At 69.1% G+C, this 18,324-nt stretch carries 13 protein-coding genes and 2 pseudogenes; 3 read left to right on the top strand and 12 right to left on the bottom strand.

The window, feature by feature from the left end; all coding sequences use genetic code 11:
* Positions 1 to 51 precede the first annotated feature (51 nt).
* The 8 genes and pseudogenes from ACZ6C1_RS03705 to ACZ6C1_RS03670 all read right to left on the bottom strand — a co-directional run.
* Positions 52 to 245, bottom strand: a pseudogene (locus ACZ6C1_RS03705) (IS5/IS1182 family transposase); the annotation flags it as partial.
* 92 nt (positions 246 to 337) lie between these two features.
* Positions 338 to 1,609, bottom strand: coding sequence for a DUF4241 domain-containing protein (locus tag ACZ6C1_RS03700; RefSeq protein WP_469237306.1), 1,272 nt, complete (start codon positions 1,607 to 1,609; stop codon positions 338 to 340).
* A gap of 738 nt (positions 1,610 to 2,347) precedes the next feature.
* Positions 2,348 to 3,457 carry a tryptophan 7-halogenase gene (locus tag ACZ6C1_RS03695; protein WP_469237304.1) on the bottom strand — a complete coding sequence of 370 codons (1,110 nt, stop codon included), beginning with the start codon at positions 3,455 to 3,457 and terminating at the stop codon, positions 2,348 to 2,350.
* The gene (locus ACZ6C1_RS03690; protein ID WP_469237302.1) at positions 3,454 to 4,410 is read right to left on the bottom strand and encodes a LodA/GoxA family CTQ-dependent oxidase; all 957 of its coding nucleotides are present in this window, start codon (positions 4,408 to 4,410) and stop codon (positions 3,454 to 3,456) included. The genes ACZ6C1_RS03695 and ACZ6C1_RS03690 overlap by 4 nt, the downstream gene beginning before the upstream one ends.
* 439 nt (positions 4,411 to 4,849) lie before the next feature.
* Positions 4,850 to 5,458, bottom strand: a pseudogene (locus tag ACZ6C1_RS03685) (LodA/GoxA family CTQ-dependent oxidase); the annotation flags it as partial.
* Between the two features lie 1,544 nt (positions 5,459 to 7,002).
* Entirely contained in the window at positions 7,003 to 7,380 is a 378-nt protein-coding gene (locus ACZ6C1_RS03680; protein ID WP_469238150.1) for a nuclear transport factor 2 family protein, read from the bottom strand.
* A gap of 1,422 nt (positions 7,381 to 8,802) precedes the next feature.
* The gene (locus ACZ6C1_RS03675) at positions 8,803 to 9,432 is read right to left on the bottom strand and encodes a DJ-1/PfpI family protein (RefSeq protein ID WP_469237301.1); all 630 of its coding nucleotides are present in this window, start codon (positions 9,430 to 9,432) and stop codon (positions 8,803 to 8,805) included.
* Positions 9,433 to 9,531: 99 nt separating this feature from the next.
* Positions 9,532 to 9,771: a hypothetical protein gene (locus tag ACZ6C1_RS03670; RefSeq protein ID WP_469237299.1), complete on the bottom strand. Its 240-nt coding sequence runs from the start codon at positions 9,769 to 9,771 to the stop codon at positions 9,532 to 9,534.
* Positions 9,772 to 10,422: 651 nt separating this feature from the next.
* On the opposite strand from ACZ6C1_RS03670, the gene ACZ6C1_RS03665 reads away from it, so the two are divergent.
* Positions 10,423 to 11,535 (top strand): catalase family protein, encoded by a 1,113-nt coding sequence (locus ACZ6C1_RS03665; protein WP_469237297.1) that lies wholly within the window; start codon positions 10,423 to 10,425, stop codon positions 11,533 to 11,535.
* A 471-nt stretch (positions 11,536 to 12,006) separates the two neighbouring features.
* Here the strand turns inward: ACZ6C1_RS03665 and ACZ6C1_RS03660 are convergent, their stop codons facing one another.
* Together ACZ6C1_RS03660 and ACZ6C1_RS03655 are read right to left on the bottom strand one after the other, a co-directional pair.
* Positions 12,007 to 13,059 carry an alcohol dehydrogenase catalytic domain-containing protein gene (locus ACZ6C1_RS03660; RefSeq protein ID WP_469237295.1) on the bottom strand — a complete coding sequence of 351 codons (1,053 nt, stop codon included), beginning with the start codon at positions 13,057 to 13,059 and terminating at the stop codon, positions 12,007 to 12,009.
* 25 nt (positions 13,060 to 13,084) lie between these two features.
* Entirely contained in the window at positions 13,085 to 14,092 is a 1,008-nt protein-coding gene (locus tag ACZ6C1_RS03655) for an NADP-dependent oxidoreductase (protein ID WP_469237293.1), read from the bottom strand.
* A 495-nt stretch (positions 14,093 to 14,587) separates the two neighbouring features.
* On the opposite strand from ACZ6C1_RS03655, the gene ACZ6C1_RS03650 reads away from it, so the two are divergent.
* Positions 14,588 to 14,887: a DUF6207 family protein gene (locus ACZ6C1_RS03650; RefSeq protein WP_469237291.1), complete on the top strand. Its 300-nt coding sequence runs from the start codon at positions 14,588 to 14,590 to the stop codon at positions 14,885 to 14,887.
* Between the two features lie 61 nt (positions 14,888 to 14,948).
* Here the strand turns inward: ACZ6C1_RS03650 and ACZ6C1_RS03645 are convergent, their stop codons facing one another.
* Together ACZ6C1_RS03645 and ACZ6C1_RS03640 are read right to left on the bottom strand one after the other, a co-directional pair.
* Positions 14,949 to 15,368: a hypothetical protein gene (locus ACZ6C1_RS03645; RefSeq protein ID WP_469237288.1), complete on the bottom strand. Its 420-nt coding sequence runs from the start codon at positions 15,366 to 15,368 to the stop codon at positions 14,949 to 14,951.
* A 171-nt stretch (positions 15,369 to 15,539) separates the two neighbouring features.
* Positions 15,540 to 16,037, bottom strand: coding sequence for a peptidylprolyl isomerase (locus tag ACZ6C1_RS03640; RefSeq protein WP_469237286.1), 498 nt, complete (start codon positions 16,035 to 16,037; stop codon positions 15,540 to 15,542).
* Between the two features lie 1,155 nt (positions 16,038 to 17,192).
* Here ACZ6C1_RS03640 and ACZ6C1_RS03635 point away from each other — a divergent pair.
* Complete coding sequence (locus ACZ6C1_RS03635; protein WP_469237284.1) at positions 17,193 to 17,951, top strand: restriction endonuclease; 759 nt, start codon at positions 17,193 to 17,195, stop codon at positions 17,949 to 17,951.
* Positions 17,952 to 18,324: the final 373 nt, after the last annotated feature.

Genomic DNA, 18,324 nt, shown 5'->3' with positions numbered 1-18,324 from the left:
CGCCCAGGACCAGGCCCCCGACCTCATCGCCGCCCGTACGGAAGACGATGTACGAGGGAGGACGCGGATCTTCGTGAACGAACAGCCCTTGTCTGCGGCGATCCGCGGGGGCCGGGTCCTGGGCCGCCCGGGCCCGCACCGCGCGATGCCGATGCGAGCCACGACGGCTCTAACTGGGTGCAGTCGTTGACGTTGCCGGTGGTGACGGTGAAGGCGAGAGGCCGGCCCTGCCCGTCGCAGGCGAGGAGGCAGTGGCGAGGGGCCGTCCGTTCGCGGATCGGACGGGACCGCCTGCTGCCCAAAGATGCATCCCGGGTTACCGCGGGGACCAGGGGGCTCAGGACGCCACGAGGTCGGGCATTCCTTCGACCAGCACCATCACGCCGACCACGCCCCCGTCTGCCGACCGCCCGACCCAGACGGGGTGCACCCCGTCCGAGCCCACCGCGAACGCCACCAGCTCGGCGCCGGAGCCGGGCTCGCAGGTGCGGAGGAAGTAGGCGGACCCCGTGCTGTACTTCCTCGCCTCCGGATCGTCGCCCTCCATCACCTGCCGGAAGAGCCCCTGGAGCGGGCCCCACGCCCCGGCGTCGGCGAAGGCGCCCATCGCGCCGTCCGTACCGAATCCGTACGCTTCGCCCTCCCCGAGCAGCCTGGTGTCGTCGCACGGCCTGAGGGCCATCTCCCAGGACACGGCCGGGGCTTCCCCGAGGCTCAGCAGGACCGCCGTGGACGACTCGCAGCCGTCGAGGAAGGCGGCCTGCGCCTCTTCGAGCACGTGCTGCCCCGGCGGGACGGCGATGCTGAAGTGCGGCCCGTCATGGTCCAGGGGGCAGCCGACGGCCAGCAGGCCGCTCGGCACGCGCAGGGTGCCCGTCCGCCTCGGCTCCACGGCGGTCATCTCGTCGCCGTAGGGACCGGTCATGCGCGTACCGGGACGGAAGAGCACATCGAAGTCGACGGACGAGAACATGCGAGATGGTTCCCGACGCCATGGCAGGGAAGCCTCGGGCGTCCCGGCGGTGTTCACGTGCTCCCGTACCCAGTCCGGCAGGTGCTCGCCGCCCGGCAGCGGCCACCACTCCCCGAACCCTGGCCGGGCCGACCACAGTCGCTCGTCGGGCACCGTGAGCACGGCCTCCAGCGAGGAGCCTCGCATTCCCTCGGGCTGGTGCGAGATCCGTCCCGTTCCGTCGGGGAAGAGTTCCACCACGGTGCGAGGGCAGTCCCGGGCGAATTCCGGCGTCACCAGATCCGGGTAGTGCCAGCTGATCGCGCGCCGGTTCAGCAGCCGCTCCTCGTCGACCAGCAGCCTTAGTTCCGCTTCGAGCGTCCGGCGGCCCTGTTCGTCATACGCCCACACCCCGACCAAACCCGCGGCCCACGAGACCAGCCGCACATCGGCCGGCACCTCGCTCCCCGGCACCCGGTGTATCACCGCGTACGGCAGCCCCTCGGCGTCCCGCGCCCGAGCCTCCCGGGCGGACAGCGCCCGCCCGCGGTCCCGGGACGTCGGGTCCCAGCCCTCCGCGTACTCCACCTCGATGACCGTCCCCGATCCCCGCTCCATCTGCCACCGCCCGCTCGCGCCCGCTCCTGCCGAGCGCACGATAACGGCTGCCTCCGACAGGGGTGTCGGCGCCTACGTCCGCGTACGCATCCGATGGGCCGGCTCGGCACCGACCGTCTTGCCGATCAGCCCGGTCATGACCCTTCAGTCAGCGCCGACGGGTGCTACGCGGCGCCGCCCGGGCCGATCCGGACAGCAGGGGCCTTCCATGACCTGTCGAGGATGCCCAGATCGCGGAGGCCGAGAGACAACTGACCCATCTGCGAGTCAAGCAGGGCTCCGCCTCCATCCGCGCCCCGCTGAAGTGGCCCTCGGAGGGAGCCCCAGCGTCACCCGGCCCACGGCGAGCCGATCGCCGAGCAAGCTCCCGTCACCTACGGCACGGTCCGCGCCCACATCGCGCTTGCAGCGCGCTGAGAGGCGGCCATCGGTGGAACTCGATGGCCGCCACGTGTCGTACCACCTGCGATCAACTTGCCACCGGGCCCGATGGTCGACGAGTGCGCGCGAGACCGTTCGTGTAGGCGAACGCGAGGGTGCGGTCACCATCTGGGGAGCGAGCACCGGCACTTTGAACAGCGCCAGACAGTGAAGCGTGGCCGACTCTGCCTTGGCGCCGCAGAGGATGAACGCGTGCTCCGCGTACAGATGGCCGGGGTGGTCGGCGGCATCGGGGCTGTCGGCGGTTCCGGCGCCGAGTCCGGAGAGGGTAGGAAAGGTTCCTCGATCAGTGGCTCGGTGGTGTGCTGGGTGGGCTCGGTCGTGGCTTCCCTCCGGTCAGCCAGGTGGGGTTTCGGTGTGACGGCGGTGCCAGAACGGGTGGTCGGGCCACCGCTGTTCGTGGCGGTAGAAGGTGTGGCGGTTGCGAAGGTAGGCGGTGAGCACGTCGTGGACGGCGGTGGTGTAGCGGGCCAGGGCCGTCCGGTCACCGGCGAGGTGGGCGTGGACGGCCTGCCCCGCACGCATGCCGGTGTACAGGGCGGTGAGGATGCCCTGCGACGACAGCGGGTCGAAGGCGACCACGGCGTCGCCCGCCGCCGTCCAGCCGTCGCCGTGCGCCCTGTCGAGGTGGGTGGTGTGCGCGGGTGCCCGCCGGGGTGTCGTATCGGCGGGAAACGGGTGTGCTGCCGCGCGCGGGGCGGTGTGCCGCGTGCCGTCCAGCAGGGCGCGGAACCTCCCCGGTGCGGCGGCCTGTGTGGCGCCGGGCAGGTCGGCGTCGGTGTACTGGACGAGGAGCCGGCGGCCGCCGGGCAGCAGGGCGGTGTACCACCAGCCGTCGGGTACGGCTTCCACAAGCGTGGAACCGTTCGTACCGGGCGGTTCCCCGGGGCCCAGGGTGAGGTGGAGTGCGATCAGGCGGTCCAGGGTGCTGCGCCGTGCGCCGTGGGCGGTGGCGATCGCGGCCCGCCGTCCGGTGGCGTCCACCAGCCACCGGCAGCGGACGGTCCGCCGCTGCCCGGGCCCGCGCAGTACGACGGTCCAGGTGCCGTCCGGGTGCCGGTGCAGGGGGCGAACGGTGTGCCGGAGGGCCGTCTCGGCACCGTGGTCCCCGGCGCACTCGCGCAGTCGCCGGTCGAACAGCGCCCGGTCCAGGTGCCAGCCGTGGCCGTGCGGGTCGTTGATGCCGTGTACGTCTGTCAGCCGTGCGGACCCCCAGGAGGACTGGTTGGCGTGGCAGGGCTGGTGACCGGGGCCCGGGACCGTGTGCCCGGCGCCCAGGTCGCGCAGGACGGTACGGGCGACGGCCGGGAGCGCCTCGCCCACGGGCGGTGGTCCGCTCTCCTGGGCGGCGAGCAGCACCGAGCGGCCCGCGTGTACGAGGGCGAGCGCGGCGGCGGAACCGGCCGGGCCTCCGCCGGCCACGATCACGTCATACATGGTCGTCATGTGTCGGTGTCGGGCGTGCCGTTGGCCGCGTCCTCACCGAAGGGGTCGAGCTTGTCGACGTAGCCGATGGTGATCTCGTCGGTGTCGAGACCGGCGTCGTCGGCAACGGAGAGGAGCGCGTCGCGGGAGGCGGTGAGGTCGCGGGCGACGGCCTCCGGCACGTGGAGGGTGACCAGGTTCCGGTTGGGGGAGACACCCGTGAGGTCGAAGCCGGGCTTGGATTCCACCTGGATGCGGTCGGGGAACCGGCCGTCCCCGACGGTGTAGTGGCGGGCTTCGACGATGCCGAAGTGGTGCCACTGTGCCGCCGCCTGGAGCAGCTGCTCGGGATAGGCGCCCTTCAATCCACGCAGCCATGACGCGCGCCGGGCGAAGGCTGCCTCGCGGGAGTCTTCCACGCCTTCGGTGTCGGTGGGGGCCTCGGTACTGGTGGTGCCCGGTTCCTTGTTGACGATGCGGAAGTCGTCCTCGGTGAGGACGTGATTGGGGACGCGCGCGGGCCAGAAGGTGGGCAGGTGCGGATCGTACTTGGGGCCGAGCCCGGCTCCGGACTCGTAGCCGGAGCGGCAGCTCGCGGTGTCGGTCTGCCAGGGGACGGCCATCCAGCGGGTGAGGCCGCCCGGGCCCTGCGCTCCCAGGGGGCCGCCCGGCCCCATGACCTTCTCCTGGGTGAGTTCCTCTCCGTAGTCCGGCTCCCGCTGGCCGGGCGGGCGGTGCAGGATGCGGAAGGGCTCGGAGAACATGGAGGCGTACCGGATCGGCCAGGTCACTTCGCAGCCGGGGTGGAAGGCGTCGGCGAGGCAGAAGTCGAGCGCGGCGCGGTCCAGGAGCGCGGGCTGCTCTTCGACCGGGGCCTCGTCGAGGGAGCGGGGGAAGCCGGGCCAGGGAGCGGTGTCGAAGTCTCCGTCGGCCCACGCCTGGAGCATGAGCAGCTGGGTGCGAGAGAGCGTCATGTACTGCAAGGGAGAGCCGGGCCTGCGGGACATGCCGTCGCCGTAGAACCACGGCCAGGTTGGTCTTGCCGTCACGCTCGCAGTCGCGCATGGCGGTGAACACCTGACGGCGCAGTTCCCGGTGGGTCTCGGAGCGGCTGGCCAGCCGGGACAGCAGGGATGGCGCCATGAAGTCCTCGGGGCCGCCGAAGCCGAAGTGGGTGGCGAAGCCCTTGTTGACCCATTGGAGTTCGCAGAACCGGCGGAGAATGGGCTTGATGTGCTCGTCGAATGAGACCCGTGCGGGGTTGGGCAGCGACCCTTCCTGCACGAAGACGTCGTACAGCAGGTCGTAGAGGGTGCGCGGAGTCTTCACGTCGGGCGCGTAATTGGGCGGGGCGACCACGATCCAGGCCGGGCGGACGGGGATCGTGCGGCCGGCGAGCTTGAGGGTGGCCGTGACCGGACCGTCGGAGGTGTCGTCGCACCAGCCGTCGTTGTTGCCGAACGACACCAGCGGGTCGCCGTGCGGCGAGGCGGAGTGCCCCGCACCGCCGAGTACGACCAGGCGGCCCTCGTCGTCGGTGTGCATCGAGCCGAGGGGCACGTCGAGGGAGCCGAGGAAGGAGCCGCCCGTGAACTCGACGGTACGGCTGCTCGTGGCGTCCAGCACCTTGCGGCCCGGGTCGATGACCAGCTTGGCACGGTCGATGCCCTTGTTGCGGCGCGGGACCTTCTTGCCGGCCATGTCGGGGATGTCCAGGGCGAGCCGGAACTCGTACCAGGCGGCCTTCTGGTTGGCAACGTGCACGGCCCATTCGAGGCTCACCTGCGGATCGGCCACGGTCAGCTCCCGTACGACCTCACCGTTGGCGGTGTAGCCGTAGATCCGGAACCGGGCCGCCTGCCGCTTGATGGCGCCGGTGCCGTCCTTGTAGGAGCCGGGGGGTGCCGGATCCGGATCGGGGGTTTCAGGGCCGTAGTACCAGCCGTTCTCTTCGGTGCTGTTGCCCACGCGGGCGATACCGATAGCCGGGTGGATCTTGGCGTAGGCGATGTCGTCGGCCATGGGGACATACCTCTTTCGAGGGCAGCCGGATAAAGGGGTCGGGTACAGCGCAGAGGCATGCCTGCGGAATATGCCTTCGCAGTGACACTGACGTGCCTGTCTTCGATCCGCACCTCGGCTGGTCCGTGCGGGGCGGTGATCACGCCGCTCAGTGGGCCGTGCGGTGCCTGTCATCTCGCGGCCATGGAGCCTTCCCCTCCCGCGAAGAGGTGCGGTCGACCGCGCGCCATCCTGCCGTCCGTCCGGGCTGGAAGACCTGCTACAGGAACGTCCGGCGTCGGCACGGAGGATCGCTTTGAGCAGCACGGTTGCGGATACGGAGCGGACAGCGGCGTCGACTTCCGGCCCGCTTCAGCTCACTCGCGGCGCATCGGGCCGTGACCCTGATTGCAGGTCGGGACGGTGACGGGCGTTGTGTGGATCCCAAAAAGGATCTCCATTCTGCGACGCGGAGAATCCACACGGCTCAGGGACGGAAAGGATCGCCCCGGATCGGGCGGAATGCTTCCGGCTCATGGATCAAGCGGTGAGCAGTCGGGAGGCGTGCCGGATCGGCATCAACCGGCATGCCGGCAAGCTGTGGCACAACGGCACCAACGCTACGCGGACGGGGCCTCTCAGCCTGCGCACAGAGTGCGGGCGCGGGCTGAGCGGGTCTCACCGCGTCCCGGCACCTGCCGCTGGACGAGCGCCTTTTCATCGCCGACCAGGTGTGACCATGCGCGCACATGCCGAACTCGTCGGCGAATCAAGGCTATTGATCTGCCTGCCGGTCACCGGCACCCTGCTCTACGTACACATCCGGCTCGGCAGAAACGACACAGGCCTGCGATCTGGCTGCGCCGCATCGGCCTGCGGTGTGAGCAAACCATCCGCACCACACACGGCGACTACCTCGCGCGCGCGGCCAGCTCCGTGGAGCCCGCATCGCGCTCATCGCACACGCCCATTCCTACCGCTGACCAGGGCGCGCCGCGCGGTCAGGTCGTCCACTCCGAGGCTCGATCTCGACCAGGCGCTGGACGCGCTGCGCCGCCCGGCGGCGGCCGATTCAGGCTGGTCATCCACCCCAGGGGGCAGCCGGGGAGGTGCCCGATGCCACGGCCGGTGTATGGAGCGGCGCGATCAGTTTTGGGTCGGTGACCATCCCGATCAAGGTCCTGTCCGCGACCGAGTCGCACAACATCTCCTTCCACCAGGTCCATGCGAAGGAGGCGGCCGGATTCGCTATCAGAAGGTCGGCACGCTGGATGGCAGGGTGCTCGACCAGGGCGAGATCGGCCGCGGGTACGAGATCAGCAAGGATCAGGTCATCCCGGTCATCGACGCCGAGCTGGACTCAAGGCCCCTGCGCCATCGTCAACGACACCTGGCTCCACACTCGAGCAGCCGTCCTCAACCTCCGCCGACTGATCAACCTCGGACTCACCCGAAGCAACTGCACCTGGCGCCTCACCGGCCACCGGATGACCATAGGGGCCGCCCGGCCTCCGGCCGGACAGCCCCTCAGCAAGATCTAGGCAGGGACGGCGGTGCCGCTGACGTCAGCCCAGGTTGTCGCCCCAGCCGCCCTGGATCATCGTTTGGAACGCCCACTTTCCGTTCCGCCTGATCAGAATGTCGGCGTAGCGCAGCTGTTGGGTCCGGCCGTCGGTCGTCATGGTCGAGTCCGTGAAGACCACGGCGAGGGCGGGGGACAGGAAGACGGGTGTCCGTGTGGACTCGAATGCGATGTCCTCGCTCCCGTCACCCATGACATGGGTCATCGTCGCGACGAGCTGCTCGCGGTCCCACTGTGCCGAACGGCCGTTGCCGGCGTCGTCGTCACTCACGAGGTTGAGCGGAAAGACTGCCATGTCGGCCATCCGCTCGACGTTGCGCTGCGTGCTCTGGGCGTCGTAGTCCGCGAACCAGGCGTCCAGGCTCGCGCGGTCCTCGGCGGTCGGGACGTATCCGGTCTAGGGCAGAACGGTCACGCTGGCTCCTCTGCAAGGCCTTGGGGCACTCGTCGTATCGGATGGAGAGCTCATCAGCTCCTAGTCAAGTTTGACTGTCGCCTGCTTCTGGTCAAGTTTGATTACTGGGTTCGATGAGTGTCCCGCCCAGTGGATGCCCAGCTTCTACAGCACGGCTGTCCAGGGGCGGTTTTTCTGATCAGTGGGTGGTGGGCTGCTGGGCTGATCAGTTTGGTGTTCGGGGGCGATAGGGCTCCGGGGCTGATGCCCACTTTGACCGCCGGCTTCTGCTTGCACCAGCACGTAGACCTCGGTCCGCTCCAGGGACATGGTCAGCCGTCGCCCACAGTGGGCACATCCATGGCCTCCCTTGGTCCACACGTTCCAGATCCGCGTCGAGTATCCGCGGCCACAGAGCATGCAGCGGCACGGGTGCACATCGTTGGTGGAGTACAGGAAGTAGATGGGCTCCAGCTGCGCGTCGCGCAGGGCCTTGAACGCGGCGGTTGAACGCGGCGGCCCTCTTCGTCTCCCACACGACCTGCGAGACCCCGAGGCGAGCTCGACAGGGGCCGCACCGTGCCCGCCTTGACCGTTTCCATTGGCCGGGATCGCGATGGCGGCAGTCGCCGAACCAGTGCGGGAAGTCGATCAGATCAGCAGCTCGGCATTGTCCGGGCCGATCGCATCGCAGACGGCGGAACCGCTACGAGTGTGTTGTACCGAGCTCGGGCCGTAACGCCAGGGATCAACGGCCTCGAGTCGCCGGAGCTCAAGCGCCACGCGAACGGCGGCAGCCCATTGTGAGCGGGTACGGGGCACTGTCACGCCTCGCCTCTACCTACTTCAGAACTGCTGCAGGGCGCCCTTATCATCGGCGTACACGGCTGTCGGCTTGAGCACACAGAACCAGGCAGGGCCCGCGCCCCCCTCACGGGACCTCCACGAACGCCTGGAACGTCTCACCGTCCCTCCCGGCCGTGGACGCCGGTGTTGTCATGGATGAACAGCGCCCTGGTGTCAGAGGCTGGGCTGACCATCACGAAATTTCCGCAACAGCCGTTCTTGCGCATCGCCATCAGCGTTGCGGACACCCACTTCGACACCGCTGTAGTGCGGGATCCGGTTGGCCGTGGCGATCCGCTCCAGAGGAAGCGCGGGCCAGGTTGCGGTTGCCGACCGAGTAGCCAAGTGTGATCCGGACAGTGAACTGGCCGGTACGCGGGTCGACTCCGCCTGCACCGCGCTGGCGCAGTTCCCGGCATGGGTGAAGAAACTCTCCCAACTCGTGATGCGGACTCCCTGTGGAGGGGACAGCACGCGGGGTCCTACGAGGTAGGAGCTGATGGCCCAAACTGGGCTGCCGCGCGCAAGCTGGGGCTGAGCGGCTCAGCCGCCGCTGGTGAGCTCCCGGGCCCGGGCCACGACCTCGGGCGTCGCCGTGGCCAGGGAGCCGCTGTCGTACGGCGGCTGGGGGTCGTACTCGGTGAAAAGCTGAATGGCCCGGGCGGTGAGTTCGTCACTCAACAACGCGCACAGCCCCAGGGCCAGGTCGATACCGGCGGAGATCCCGGCCGAGGTGATGATCTTGTCGTGCCGGACGACGCGTTCCGCGGTGTAGGTGGCGCCGAACCTCTCCAGGTCGTCCATCGCCATCCAGTGGGTGGTCGCTGTATGCCCCTCGAGCAGCCCCGCTGCCCCGAGGATGAGGGCGCCGGTACAGACCGAGGTGGTGAAGCGGGTCGTCTCGTGAATCCGGCGCACCCAGTCGATGAACTCCGTGTTGTTCACCATCAGTCGCGCCCCCGCACCGCCCGGGACGAGCAACACGTCGCAGGACTCGACCTCCGTGTACCGGGTGGGCACGTCCACCCGCATCGCGCCCAGCACGTCGGCGATCCGCCCCGGTTCGGGCGCGACGAAGCGCACCCGGGCGTCGGGTACGTTCGCCAGGAGCTCGTACGGGCCGACGGCGTCGAGCGGCTCGAAGAGCCTGAAGAGCGGGATCACGATGTCCATGCCGGGGAGCCTATGCAGGCATCTGCGTTGCCTGAAAACGCATCTGCGGACACGCCCAGGCATGCGCGGCAAGTTCACGAGAACGGGTGCCGGGCCGCCTCAGCCCGGCTCGACCAGCCGGCCGGTGACTTCCCCTGCTCGGGGCTGCGGGAGTCGGGCCTGGTGGCCTGACGCGTTCTTGACCGACTGGGCGTAGGCCTCGCCGGTCCGCTGGCAGACCAGCGCGACGGCGTAGGCCATGCAGACCACTTGCGGGAAGGTACGGGCACTGACCGGCACCTCTCCGGTCTCCTCACCCATCTGGAAGGAGGCGCTGAGGAAGGGATTCTCAGGGTCCATGATCCGCTTGTATGCATGTCCCCCGACGAAGATCTCCAGCGTCCGTCCAGGCGGCGTCTGTCCCACGGAGTCGGCGTCAACCCCTGCGAGGTGGCCGACCGGAAAGGGACGAGTCCGGTTGTCTGCGTGGGGAACAGGTCGAAGTCGGCATTCGGGAATAAGGCGGACGGCATTCCCGAAACGGCCGTGGAGAAGACCATGAGCGGCAGGCCGCCGGCCGCGCCGCAGTAGAGGGAAGCGAGCGGGCCGGTGCGCGTGAACCCATGCGGGAACAGGGATTGCGTGAGCGCGGAGCCACCGCCGGCGCCTCCGCGCTCACGCCTCTGTGCCGACGGCCAGCAGTCCGCAGCCCCGGCCGCCGCACTGGCGACGCGGTTGTTGCGGCGTCGGAGTCCGGGGGTCGTGCTGCTGAAGGACGGCCACGACGACCCTTCGCCACAACGGGTGCCAGGTCCTGGCCTCCACCTGCTGCAGGTGCCATGAGACGCGGTGCCCTGAACGGTGCGCCTCGCGTGCATCGCCCGGCGAGTGCGGTGCCTCGGACGTAAGGGCCTTCGTCGGCGTGTGCTTCCTCACAGCCAGTTATGTTGTGCACAATTTAATTGCTGGCTAACGTCTAAGATCAACGGCACCATCACAGGAGGCAGCACCATGGATCCCGTCCGTTACGAGGATTACCGTCCCCTCGAACGTCCTACCTATCAGCAAGAGTTGGACGCCGTCGTCGCCCAGGTGACACAGCGCACCGGCGCCTCGGTCGAGCGAGAGGCCGTCGGCCGCGCCGTCCGCACCGCCCACGGAAAGACCTATGGCCTCCTCAAGGCCTCGATCACGATCGGTGACAATCCCGGCTTTCACGGGCAGGGCATCTTCGCCCGGCCCGCCGAGTACGACGCCGTCGTCCGCTACTCCAACGGTCTGGGCCACCAGCGTCCCGACCACCAGCTGGGCGCGGCATGCGGGATGGGCATCAAGATGTTCGGGGTTCCCGGCCCCACGCTGCTGGCCGACGAACCGGACACGGGTACGTTCGACCTCAACTTGATCAACAACGAGGTCTTCTTCGCGAACACCGCCTACGACTACATGGTCATCGAGGAGTTGTTCGCGGAACTGCCCGAGGGCCTGGCAAACCCCGCCCGCCGCAAGACCTGGATGGCGGAGTTCCTGACCCGCCGGGGTGCGCTCACCGACCCCGACGGCTGGCTGTGGGACGAGCTGTTCGCCATGCTCTCGTTCACCACCGTGCCGCGCAGGAACCTGCTGTCGTACACCTACAACAGCATGGGTGCCTTCCGGTACGGCGATCACATCGCCAAGATCCGCACCGTGCCGACGGCCGAATCCCTGGCCGCCCTCACGCACCAGATCGTGGACGTGCACGCGGACAACGAGGCGTTCCGCCGCACCCTGGTGGCCGAGGCCGCGGAGCGCGACCACTCCTTCGAGCTCCAGGTGCAGCTCAACACCGATCTGGTGCGCATGCCGGTGGACAACACCTCCGTGAAGTGGCCCGAAGAACTGTCCCCTTGGGTGACCGTCGCCCGTGTGGACCTCCCGCGTCAGGACATCGGCGGGGACGACAACGTGGCGGCTGCCGACGCCACGTCGATCACACCGTGGCGCTCACGTGAGGAGCACCGGCCCATCGGCGAGATCCAGCGGGTGCGGCAGGAGGTGTACCGGCGCTCGTCCATCGAGCGGCACCGCATCAATGGACAGCAGCGGAGCGAACCGGCCGGCAGCGCGCAACTGCTCGGCTGAGCCGCCAAGCCGTGTCCCCTGGCTGCGGAATCCTCGACGCCGGTGCGGGCGGCGCTGGGCAGTGGTTGCTCGGCCCGGAAAAGGCTGCCTCCGCCCTCCCGTTGCGGGCACCGGCACGAGCGGGGGAGGCGCTGTCGGGGACCTCGCAGGTGAGGTCCCCGACAGCGTGGGTCGGCCAGAAGGAGAGAGGAAGCAGACCTGAGCCCGTCCTACTCCTGCTCGGGACCGGCCATCTCACCCAAGACCCCCAAGAGCCCCAAGAGCGACCAGTCGTCCCGCGGAACGTTGACGTTCACGTTGTAGCGTTTCTCGATCAGACAACTGGCGGAGGCCGGCACGTCCGACCCCGCGCCGTAGCCCGGCGCTGCGGTTCGGGACGGCCGACGGGATCGTACGGTCGCAGCCGCCCATGGGCCGCACCACCCAAAAGTGTCCTGTATGAGACGGATCCTTGCCTTCGTGTGAGCAGGGTCAGCGGGCGGGGTCGAGAAGGATCTTGCGGACGCCGTCGGAGCGGCCTGCGAACAATTCGTACGCCGCCGGGCCTTCGGAGAGGGCGAAGTGGTGGGAGACGACCACCTCCGGCTTGATCCGTCCGGCACGGGTGAGGGCGATCAGGGGTGGGAGCTCGTAGTGCACCGAGCACAGCCCGATGGCGAACTCCAGCTCCTTGATCTGCGCCAGTCCCATGTGGAAGGGGAATGCCTTGCTCTGGCTGACCCCGATGACACTGACCCGGCCGGCCTGTCGGACGGCCTTCAGGGCGAGTTCGATGGTGGCGTCCGAGCCCACGGCCTCCACCACGGCGTCCGGCCCGCGTCCGCCGGTCATCTCCCGTACGGCGGCCTTCGTGTCCTCGCCCTCGACCGGCTCGACACCCAGGGTGGCGGCGAAGGCACGTCGCTCGGCTACCAGATCCGCGCCCAGCACCCGTGCGGCGCCCATTGCGAAGGCGGACTGGGCGGCCATGAGACCGACCGGGCCGAGGCCGATGACGAGGACGGTCTCGCCAGGCTGGATGCGGGCGCGGCGGCAGCCGTACCAGGCCGTGGGCGCGTTGTCCGTCAGGACGACAGCCGCCTCGTCGGAGATGCCCTCGGGCACGTGCACCAGATTGACGTCGGCATAGGGCACCGCCAGGGCCTGAGCCTGACTGCCCGGCAATTGCGGGCTCACTCCGTAGCAGAGCTCCATGCTGGACTTCGCGCGCTCGCAGCGGGCGGTGAACCCGGCCGCGCACGACCGGCACAGGCCGCAGCCGACCGAGGCCGGCACGAGAACCCGGTCGCCGGGCTTGAAGCCGGTGACCCGGTCGCCGGTGTCGACCACCACGCCGACGCACTCGTGTCCCGGTGTGTAGCCCAGTTCCGGGCTGAACGGGTTGCCGCGGTAGATGTGCAGGTCGCTGCCGCAGATGCCGGCCGTGGTCACCTGCACCACCGCGTCAGTGGCACTGGTGACGGCCGGGTCGGGGACATCGCCGTAGCGGATGTCGTGACGGCCGTGGTAGGTCAGTGCTTTCACCGGTCTCTCCCTCCCCTCCGCCCGGTCAGTCCGCGATCTTCAGCACGAGCTTGCCGTGGTTCTCACCACGGAAGAGCCGCATCAGGGTTTCGGGGAACGCCGCCACTCCGCCCTGCACCACGTCTTCCAAGGATTTCAGCCGGCCCTGCGCCCGCCACGTGGCCAGTTGCGCGACGCCCTCGGCGTACCGGTCGGCGTAGTCGAACACCACCATTCCTGTCATGGAGGCGCGGTTCACCAGCAGTGACAGGTAGTTTCCGGGGCCTTGCGGTTTGGTGCTGTTGTACTGGGAGATCGCGCCGCAGACGACGATGCGGGCACCGCGTGCGAGCCGCAGCAGCACGGCGTCCAGAACATCCCCGCCGACGTTGTCGAAGTACACGTCCACGCCGTCGGGGGCATGCTCGCCCAGCGCCGCGCGGACGTCCTCCTTCTGGTAGTCGATCGCGGCGTCGAACCCGAACTGGTCGACCACCAGCCGGCACTTGGACTCGCCGCCGGCGATGCCGATGACTCGGCAGCCCAGGATCTTGGCGATCTGACCGACGACGCTGCCGACCGCCCCCGCCGCTCCGGAGACGACGACCGTCTGACCGGGCTCGGGACGCCCGATGTCGATCAGGCCGAAGTAGGCCGTCAGCCCCGACATGCCGAGAGCGCCGAGGTACGTCGGCAAAGGAGCGGCCGCCGGATCGACCTTGGTCACGTCGCGGCCGTCCGACACGCAGTACTCCTGCACGCCGAACGATCCCGACACATGGTCGCCGACCGCGAACCCGGGGTGCCGCGAGGCGATCACCCGTCCCACCGCGCCGGCGCGCATGACCTCACCGATCTCCACGGGGCGGATGTAGGACCTGCCCGCATTCATCCAGCCGCGCATCGCCGGGTCCATCGAGAGGAAGAGCACCTGGACCAGGAACTCGCCGTCACCCGGCTCGCCGGCCGGCTCCTCGACGTGCTCCCAGTCGGTGGGGCGTGGTTCTCCCACGGGACGTGCGGCCAGGCGTACCTGGTGGTTGGTGCTGCTCATCCTCGGCGGCTCCTTCGACGGTCGCGTGGGATCGGCGGCAGGCGCAGCCACGCAGGCCGCAGTAGCCGCGTATCGACGTTCCTGCACGACATACCATCTGGTCGGTATGTGGGGTGAGCGTACGACGCCGTCCCTTCGGAGGCAAGGGCTGCCTGGTGATCTCCCGGCCGCCGGTTACGGCGCCCTCGGTGCCCGATTCGGGACGTGGCCGCCCGAGGCCCCAGGAGCGACGCGCTTCCAGTGACCACTGCACTCCGGCGTCCGGCTCACCAGGAACGGAGTGCGTGGCGAGGTAGAGGGCGCTGGGTTGCCGGGCTTCGCCGGCGTTGCGGGTTGAGCTGCTCAACCCCGGCTGCGTGGACAGCGGGCATGGTGACCGGTGGGTGTGTACGTGGTCGGTGCGGCAGGTCGGTCCGGCATCGGCGTCGGGGCGCTCGTCCGGGGCGCGGGAGGCCGACGCCGAACCGCCTGCCCGGTCCGGCCGCCGGTTGGGGCATGGACATTGACGAGCAGCACATCGGCGAGCCGGGGCTGGTGGTCCTGGACGTCACGGCGGCCGACGAGGAGACAGTCGCGGCGGCGATGGAGGGCCTTCAGCGGCTGTGGGCGACGTCCGGCGTCACCCCGGTGTGGCGGGTGCCGGGCGAGGCGGGGGTCAGGGCCCGGATGTACGCCGACATCCGCCGCCCCCGGCGCTTGACCGGCCGTACGTGCCGGGGCGCCGGGCGGCGAGGTGGCACTGCGGCGGCAGCGGTGACGGCGGGGAGCCGGAACAAAGCCTCTGGCACCGCGTGATCCCCTTCGCCACCGCCGCATCGAAGGGAGCAGCGTCGCTCCGTGGCGGAGAGACGATCCGCTACACCGGCGTGGCCTCCTTCCAGGTGGCCCTTCCCTGGATCTGAGCGTCCTCGGTCTGGCCGGCGGGCAGCTCGGCCACGATCGTGCCCTCGAACGTCTCGCTCGGGGACATCTCGCCAACGGCGCAGGTGATGTGCTCGGCTGTGCCCTCGCAGGGCGCGGTGAGCATGACGGGTACGGCGGGCGTGACTCGGTGGGTGATGACGACTTCGCTGGCCGGGGTGTCGCCGTGGTTCTTGGCTGTCCAGTGCCAGGTGATGCGCTGCCCCTCCCTGACGGGTTCGGTGTAGGTCAGTTCCACGGCGGCCTGAAGAGCGGCGGGCGAGTGGGTCATCTCGGCGTTGGCAGGCCCGGGCGTCGCCAGGGCGATGGCGGGCATCACCAGGGCCAGGACTGTGGTCAGCATCGTTTTCCGCATGGTGTGCACCTCTCCGGCGGCGGCCCGGCCTGTCAGCCGGATGGCACGCGGCTCAACGACGTGGATCGGCTGGGGAAACGATCTGTGCTCCTGCAATCGATCGTCCCTCCGGAGGACCTGGTGGTGGTCGAGTTCTTGTGGTCCAGCGCCCAGGTAGAGGCCAGCCGTACCTCAGAGCGCCCCACACTTGTCGATGACGACCTTCTCAGTGGTCTTCCCGGACGCGCTGCCGCAGCGCTCGATCTCCTTCACCACGTCCATGCTGTTCTGGTCGGCGACCTCGCCGAATACGACGTGCCTCCCGTCCAGCCAGGAGGTTACCGCGGTGGTGATGAAGAACTGCGAGCCGTTGGTGTTCGGCCCCGAGTTGGCCATGCTGAGCAGGCCGGGCTTGGTGTGGTTGCGCTTGAAGATTTCGTCCGCGAATGTGTCGCCGTAGATGCTCTTGCCGCCGGTCCCGTCGCCCTTGGTGAAATCGCCGCCCTGGAGCATGAACTCGGGGATGATGCGGTGGAAGGTCGAGCCCGTGTAGCCGAAGCCCTTCTCGCCTGTGCACAGCGTGCGGAAATTCGCAGCCGTCTTGGGCACGACGTCGTCGTACAGAGCGAAGTTGATCCGCCCCGCAGTCTGACCGTCGATCGAGATGTCGAAGTACAACTTTGAGCTCATGCCGCTCATCACCGCCGACCGCAGGCTCACACCTGGTGACGTCCGCACCACCACTACCCCAATTGGGCGAGCGGCCCCTGGCCGGCGTCTGTTAGGGCCTGCTGCCGTTGGAGCCAGCAGGCTGGTGACCTCGGTGATCGCCTCAGGCCGAATGCGACCGGCGTGCACGCCCCCGCTCACCGGATCACCATCGCGGGCCCCCGGACCAGGCCGTCTCATGTCATCGGCGACAAGGGCTACAGCTCGAAAGCGATCCGCACCTGGCTCCGCCGACCGGGCATCGCTCACACGATCCCCCGAGGGGGAGTGCAGGGCAGGATTCGGCATGACCTCATCCTGCCAGCACGCAGCCGCGGCGGCCGGCCCTCAGCTTCGACCAGCAGATCTACAAGCGGGTGGTGGAACGGTGCTTCAACCGGCTGAAGCAGTGGCGCAGCATCGCCACACGCTACGACAAGACCGCCGACTTCTATCGGGCCGAGGTCACCCTGGCATCCCTGCTGATGTGGGCATGACATTTGACGACAACTTCTAGCCCCGCTTTGCCCCGGGGAAACATGGCGGGTGAGGTGGGGGCAGGCGAGGGGAACCGCTCGCCTTCACGGAGGGCTCCGTGGCAGTGGCCTCGGTAGCCATATGTCGAACAGGAGCGCTCGATCTCGCCGTTCATCGCAGCCGTAGGCAGCCTGATGTACGCCCTTTCTGGCCATGAGGCAGCACATATCCGCCAACAACGATTGGCCTCCGCTGGCGCAAACCGGGGCTCGGGCCAGGTGAGCGGCGTGCGAAGGCACGGCATCGAACGCCGTATGTGAGGGTGTCCACTTCTCTCCCTGGACAGGGCCCGGGGCTGATCGTTCCGCTGGTTGTGTCAGTGCCCGCTGCTACACCCAAGGACAGGAAGCGAGTCGTACCTGCGGCTCGCGTACTGAAGGGGAGGGCAAACATGGCGGGCAAGGTACCGGAGGGATATGTCCGGGTTCGCAGCTATCTCAGGCGTAAGCCTGCTCCCGGCCGGAAGAAAATGAGCGGCTGGAGCATCGCTGCGATTGTCGCCGGCGTCTGGCTGTGGGGACAGGTCGTCGGGTTCGGTGAGTCCACCGATGCACCGGCGCACTCGCCGGCGCCGTCCCTCTCGCAGCCGGCGTCACGCTGATGGCGAGGCGGCAGCTCAGGCCGCGCATGCCCCGGGATACGGGGGAGTGGGCCGCGGCCGCAGTCGTCGCCTTGGCCGCAGCGGCGCTGCTCGTGAAGACCGCTGCCGCTGCCTGGACGGCCGCCGTCCAGGCATGGCCGGCCCTCGCTCTGTTCGCCGGCGCGGCTTTAGTCCTCGCGGGTGGCCGGGCGGTGCGCTCGGCACGAGCGGCCCGTGCACGTGCTGCGAGTCTGGCGCGTCTACGCCTGACTCTCGCCCAGGTCGACGCGCTGAGCGACGTTCAGTTCGAGTTCGCACTCAGGGACCTGCTGATACGGGACGGCTGGACGGCCCGCCGAGTCGGCCAGCAGGGCGACCAAGCCGCAGACGTCATCGGCCAGCACCCCCAGTACGGTCGGATCGTCATCCAGGCCAAGCACACCAAAGTGGCAGCCAAAGTCGGCTCACACGTCATGTACCAGGTCAAGGGCACCGCCAGCCCCGTCCACGGAGCGGACATCGCCGTCGTGGTCACCAACGGTGGCTTCACACGGGACGCCAAGCGCTGGGGAGACCAGCACCGTGTGCACTGGATCGACCGCGACCGGCTGCGCACCTGGGCACAGTCGGGTACCCCTCTGCGTAACCTGCTGTGCCTTCACCCTCGCAGGAGCCGGTCACCGTATCTGCGAGTCACTCGCGCGTTCGGCCGGAGCACCTTACGAGTCAAGGAGACGGAGGGGACTTCGGATTCCGCCCCTTCGGTGCTCGGGTCGTAGGCGGACCTGCCCAGCCGTAGTCGCCTCGGCCACCTGGACTCTGACTAAGGTCGAGGCCAAGCCGCGGCCCCTGAAGGACCGCGGCAAGGCGACGAAGTCGACCGCTGGCCACAGCGGTCCCTACTGGAGGACAAGCGCCGATGTGTCGGGATCCGGGCCTGGGCCGGCGCCCAGGCAAGGGCCTTTCCCCGAGTGTCAGACACCGCATGACCTCGCCGCCGGTCCAGACAACCGGCGGGTTGGCTTCCGTGTCGTTGCTGTGCGCCTGCTTGTTCCTGTTGCGGGGGGGGGGGGGGGGGGGGGGGGGGGGGGGGGGGAGCGGGGGGGGGGGGGGGGGGGGGGGGGGGGGGGGGGGGGGGGGGGGGGGGGGGGG

Source organism: Streptomyces sp. NPDC041796 (assembly GCF_055590785.1).
This window is presented reverse-complemented; position numbering and strand designations above follow the sequence as displayed.

Excerpts from the sequence above, each read along its gene's own strand:
- ACZ6C1_RS03695 (WP_469237304.1), bottom strand. The coding sequence starts at position 3,457 with ATGACGACCATGTATGACGTGATCGTGGCCGGCGGAGGCCCGGCCGGT.
- ACZ6C1_RS03690 (WP_469237302.1), bottom strand. The coding sequence starts at position 4,410 with ATGACGCTCTCTCGCACCCAGCTGCTCATGCTCCAGGCGTGGGCCGAC.
- ACZ6C1_RS03675 (WP_469237301.1), bottom strand. The coding sequence starts at position 9,432 with ATGGACATCGTGATCCCGCTCTTCAGGCTCTTCGAGCCGCTCGACGCC.
- ACZ6C1_RS03670 (WP_469237299.1), bottom strand. The coding sequence starts at position 9,771 with ATGGACCCTGAGAATCCCTTCCTCAGCGCCTCCTTCCAGATGGGTGAG.
- ACZ6C1_RS03665 (WP_469237297.1), top strand. The coding sequence starts at position 10,423 with ATGGATCCCGTCCGTTACGAGGATTACCGTCCCCTCGAACGTCCTACC.
- ACZ6C1_RS03655 (WP_469237293.1), bottom strand. The coding sequence starts at position 14,092 with ATGAGCAGCACCAACCACCAGGTACGCCTGGCCGCACGTCCCGTGGGA.
- ACZ6C1_RS03650 (WP_469237291.1), top strand. The coding sequence starts at position 14,588 with ATGGACATTGACGAGCAGCACATCGGCGAGCCGGGGCTGGTGGTCCTG.
- ACZ6C1_RS03645 (WP_469237288.1), bottom strand. The coding sequence starts at position 15,368 with ATGCGGAAAACGATGCTGACCACAGTCCTGGCCCTGGTGATGCCCGCC.
- ACZ6C1_RS03640 (WP_469237286.1), bottom strand. The coding sequence starts at position 16,037 with ATGAGCTCAAAGTTGTACTTCGACATCTCGATCGACGGTCAGACTGCG.
- ACZ6C1_RS03635 (WP_469237284.1), top strand. The coding sequence starts at position 17,193 with ATGGCGAGGCGGCAGCTCAGGCCGCGCATGCCCCGGGATACGGGGGAG.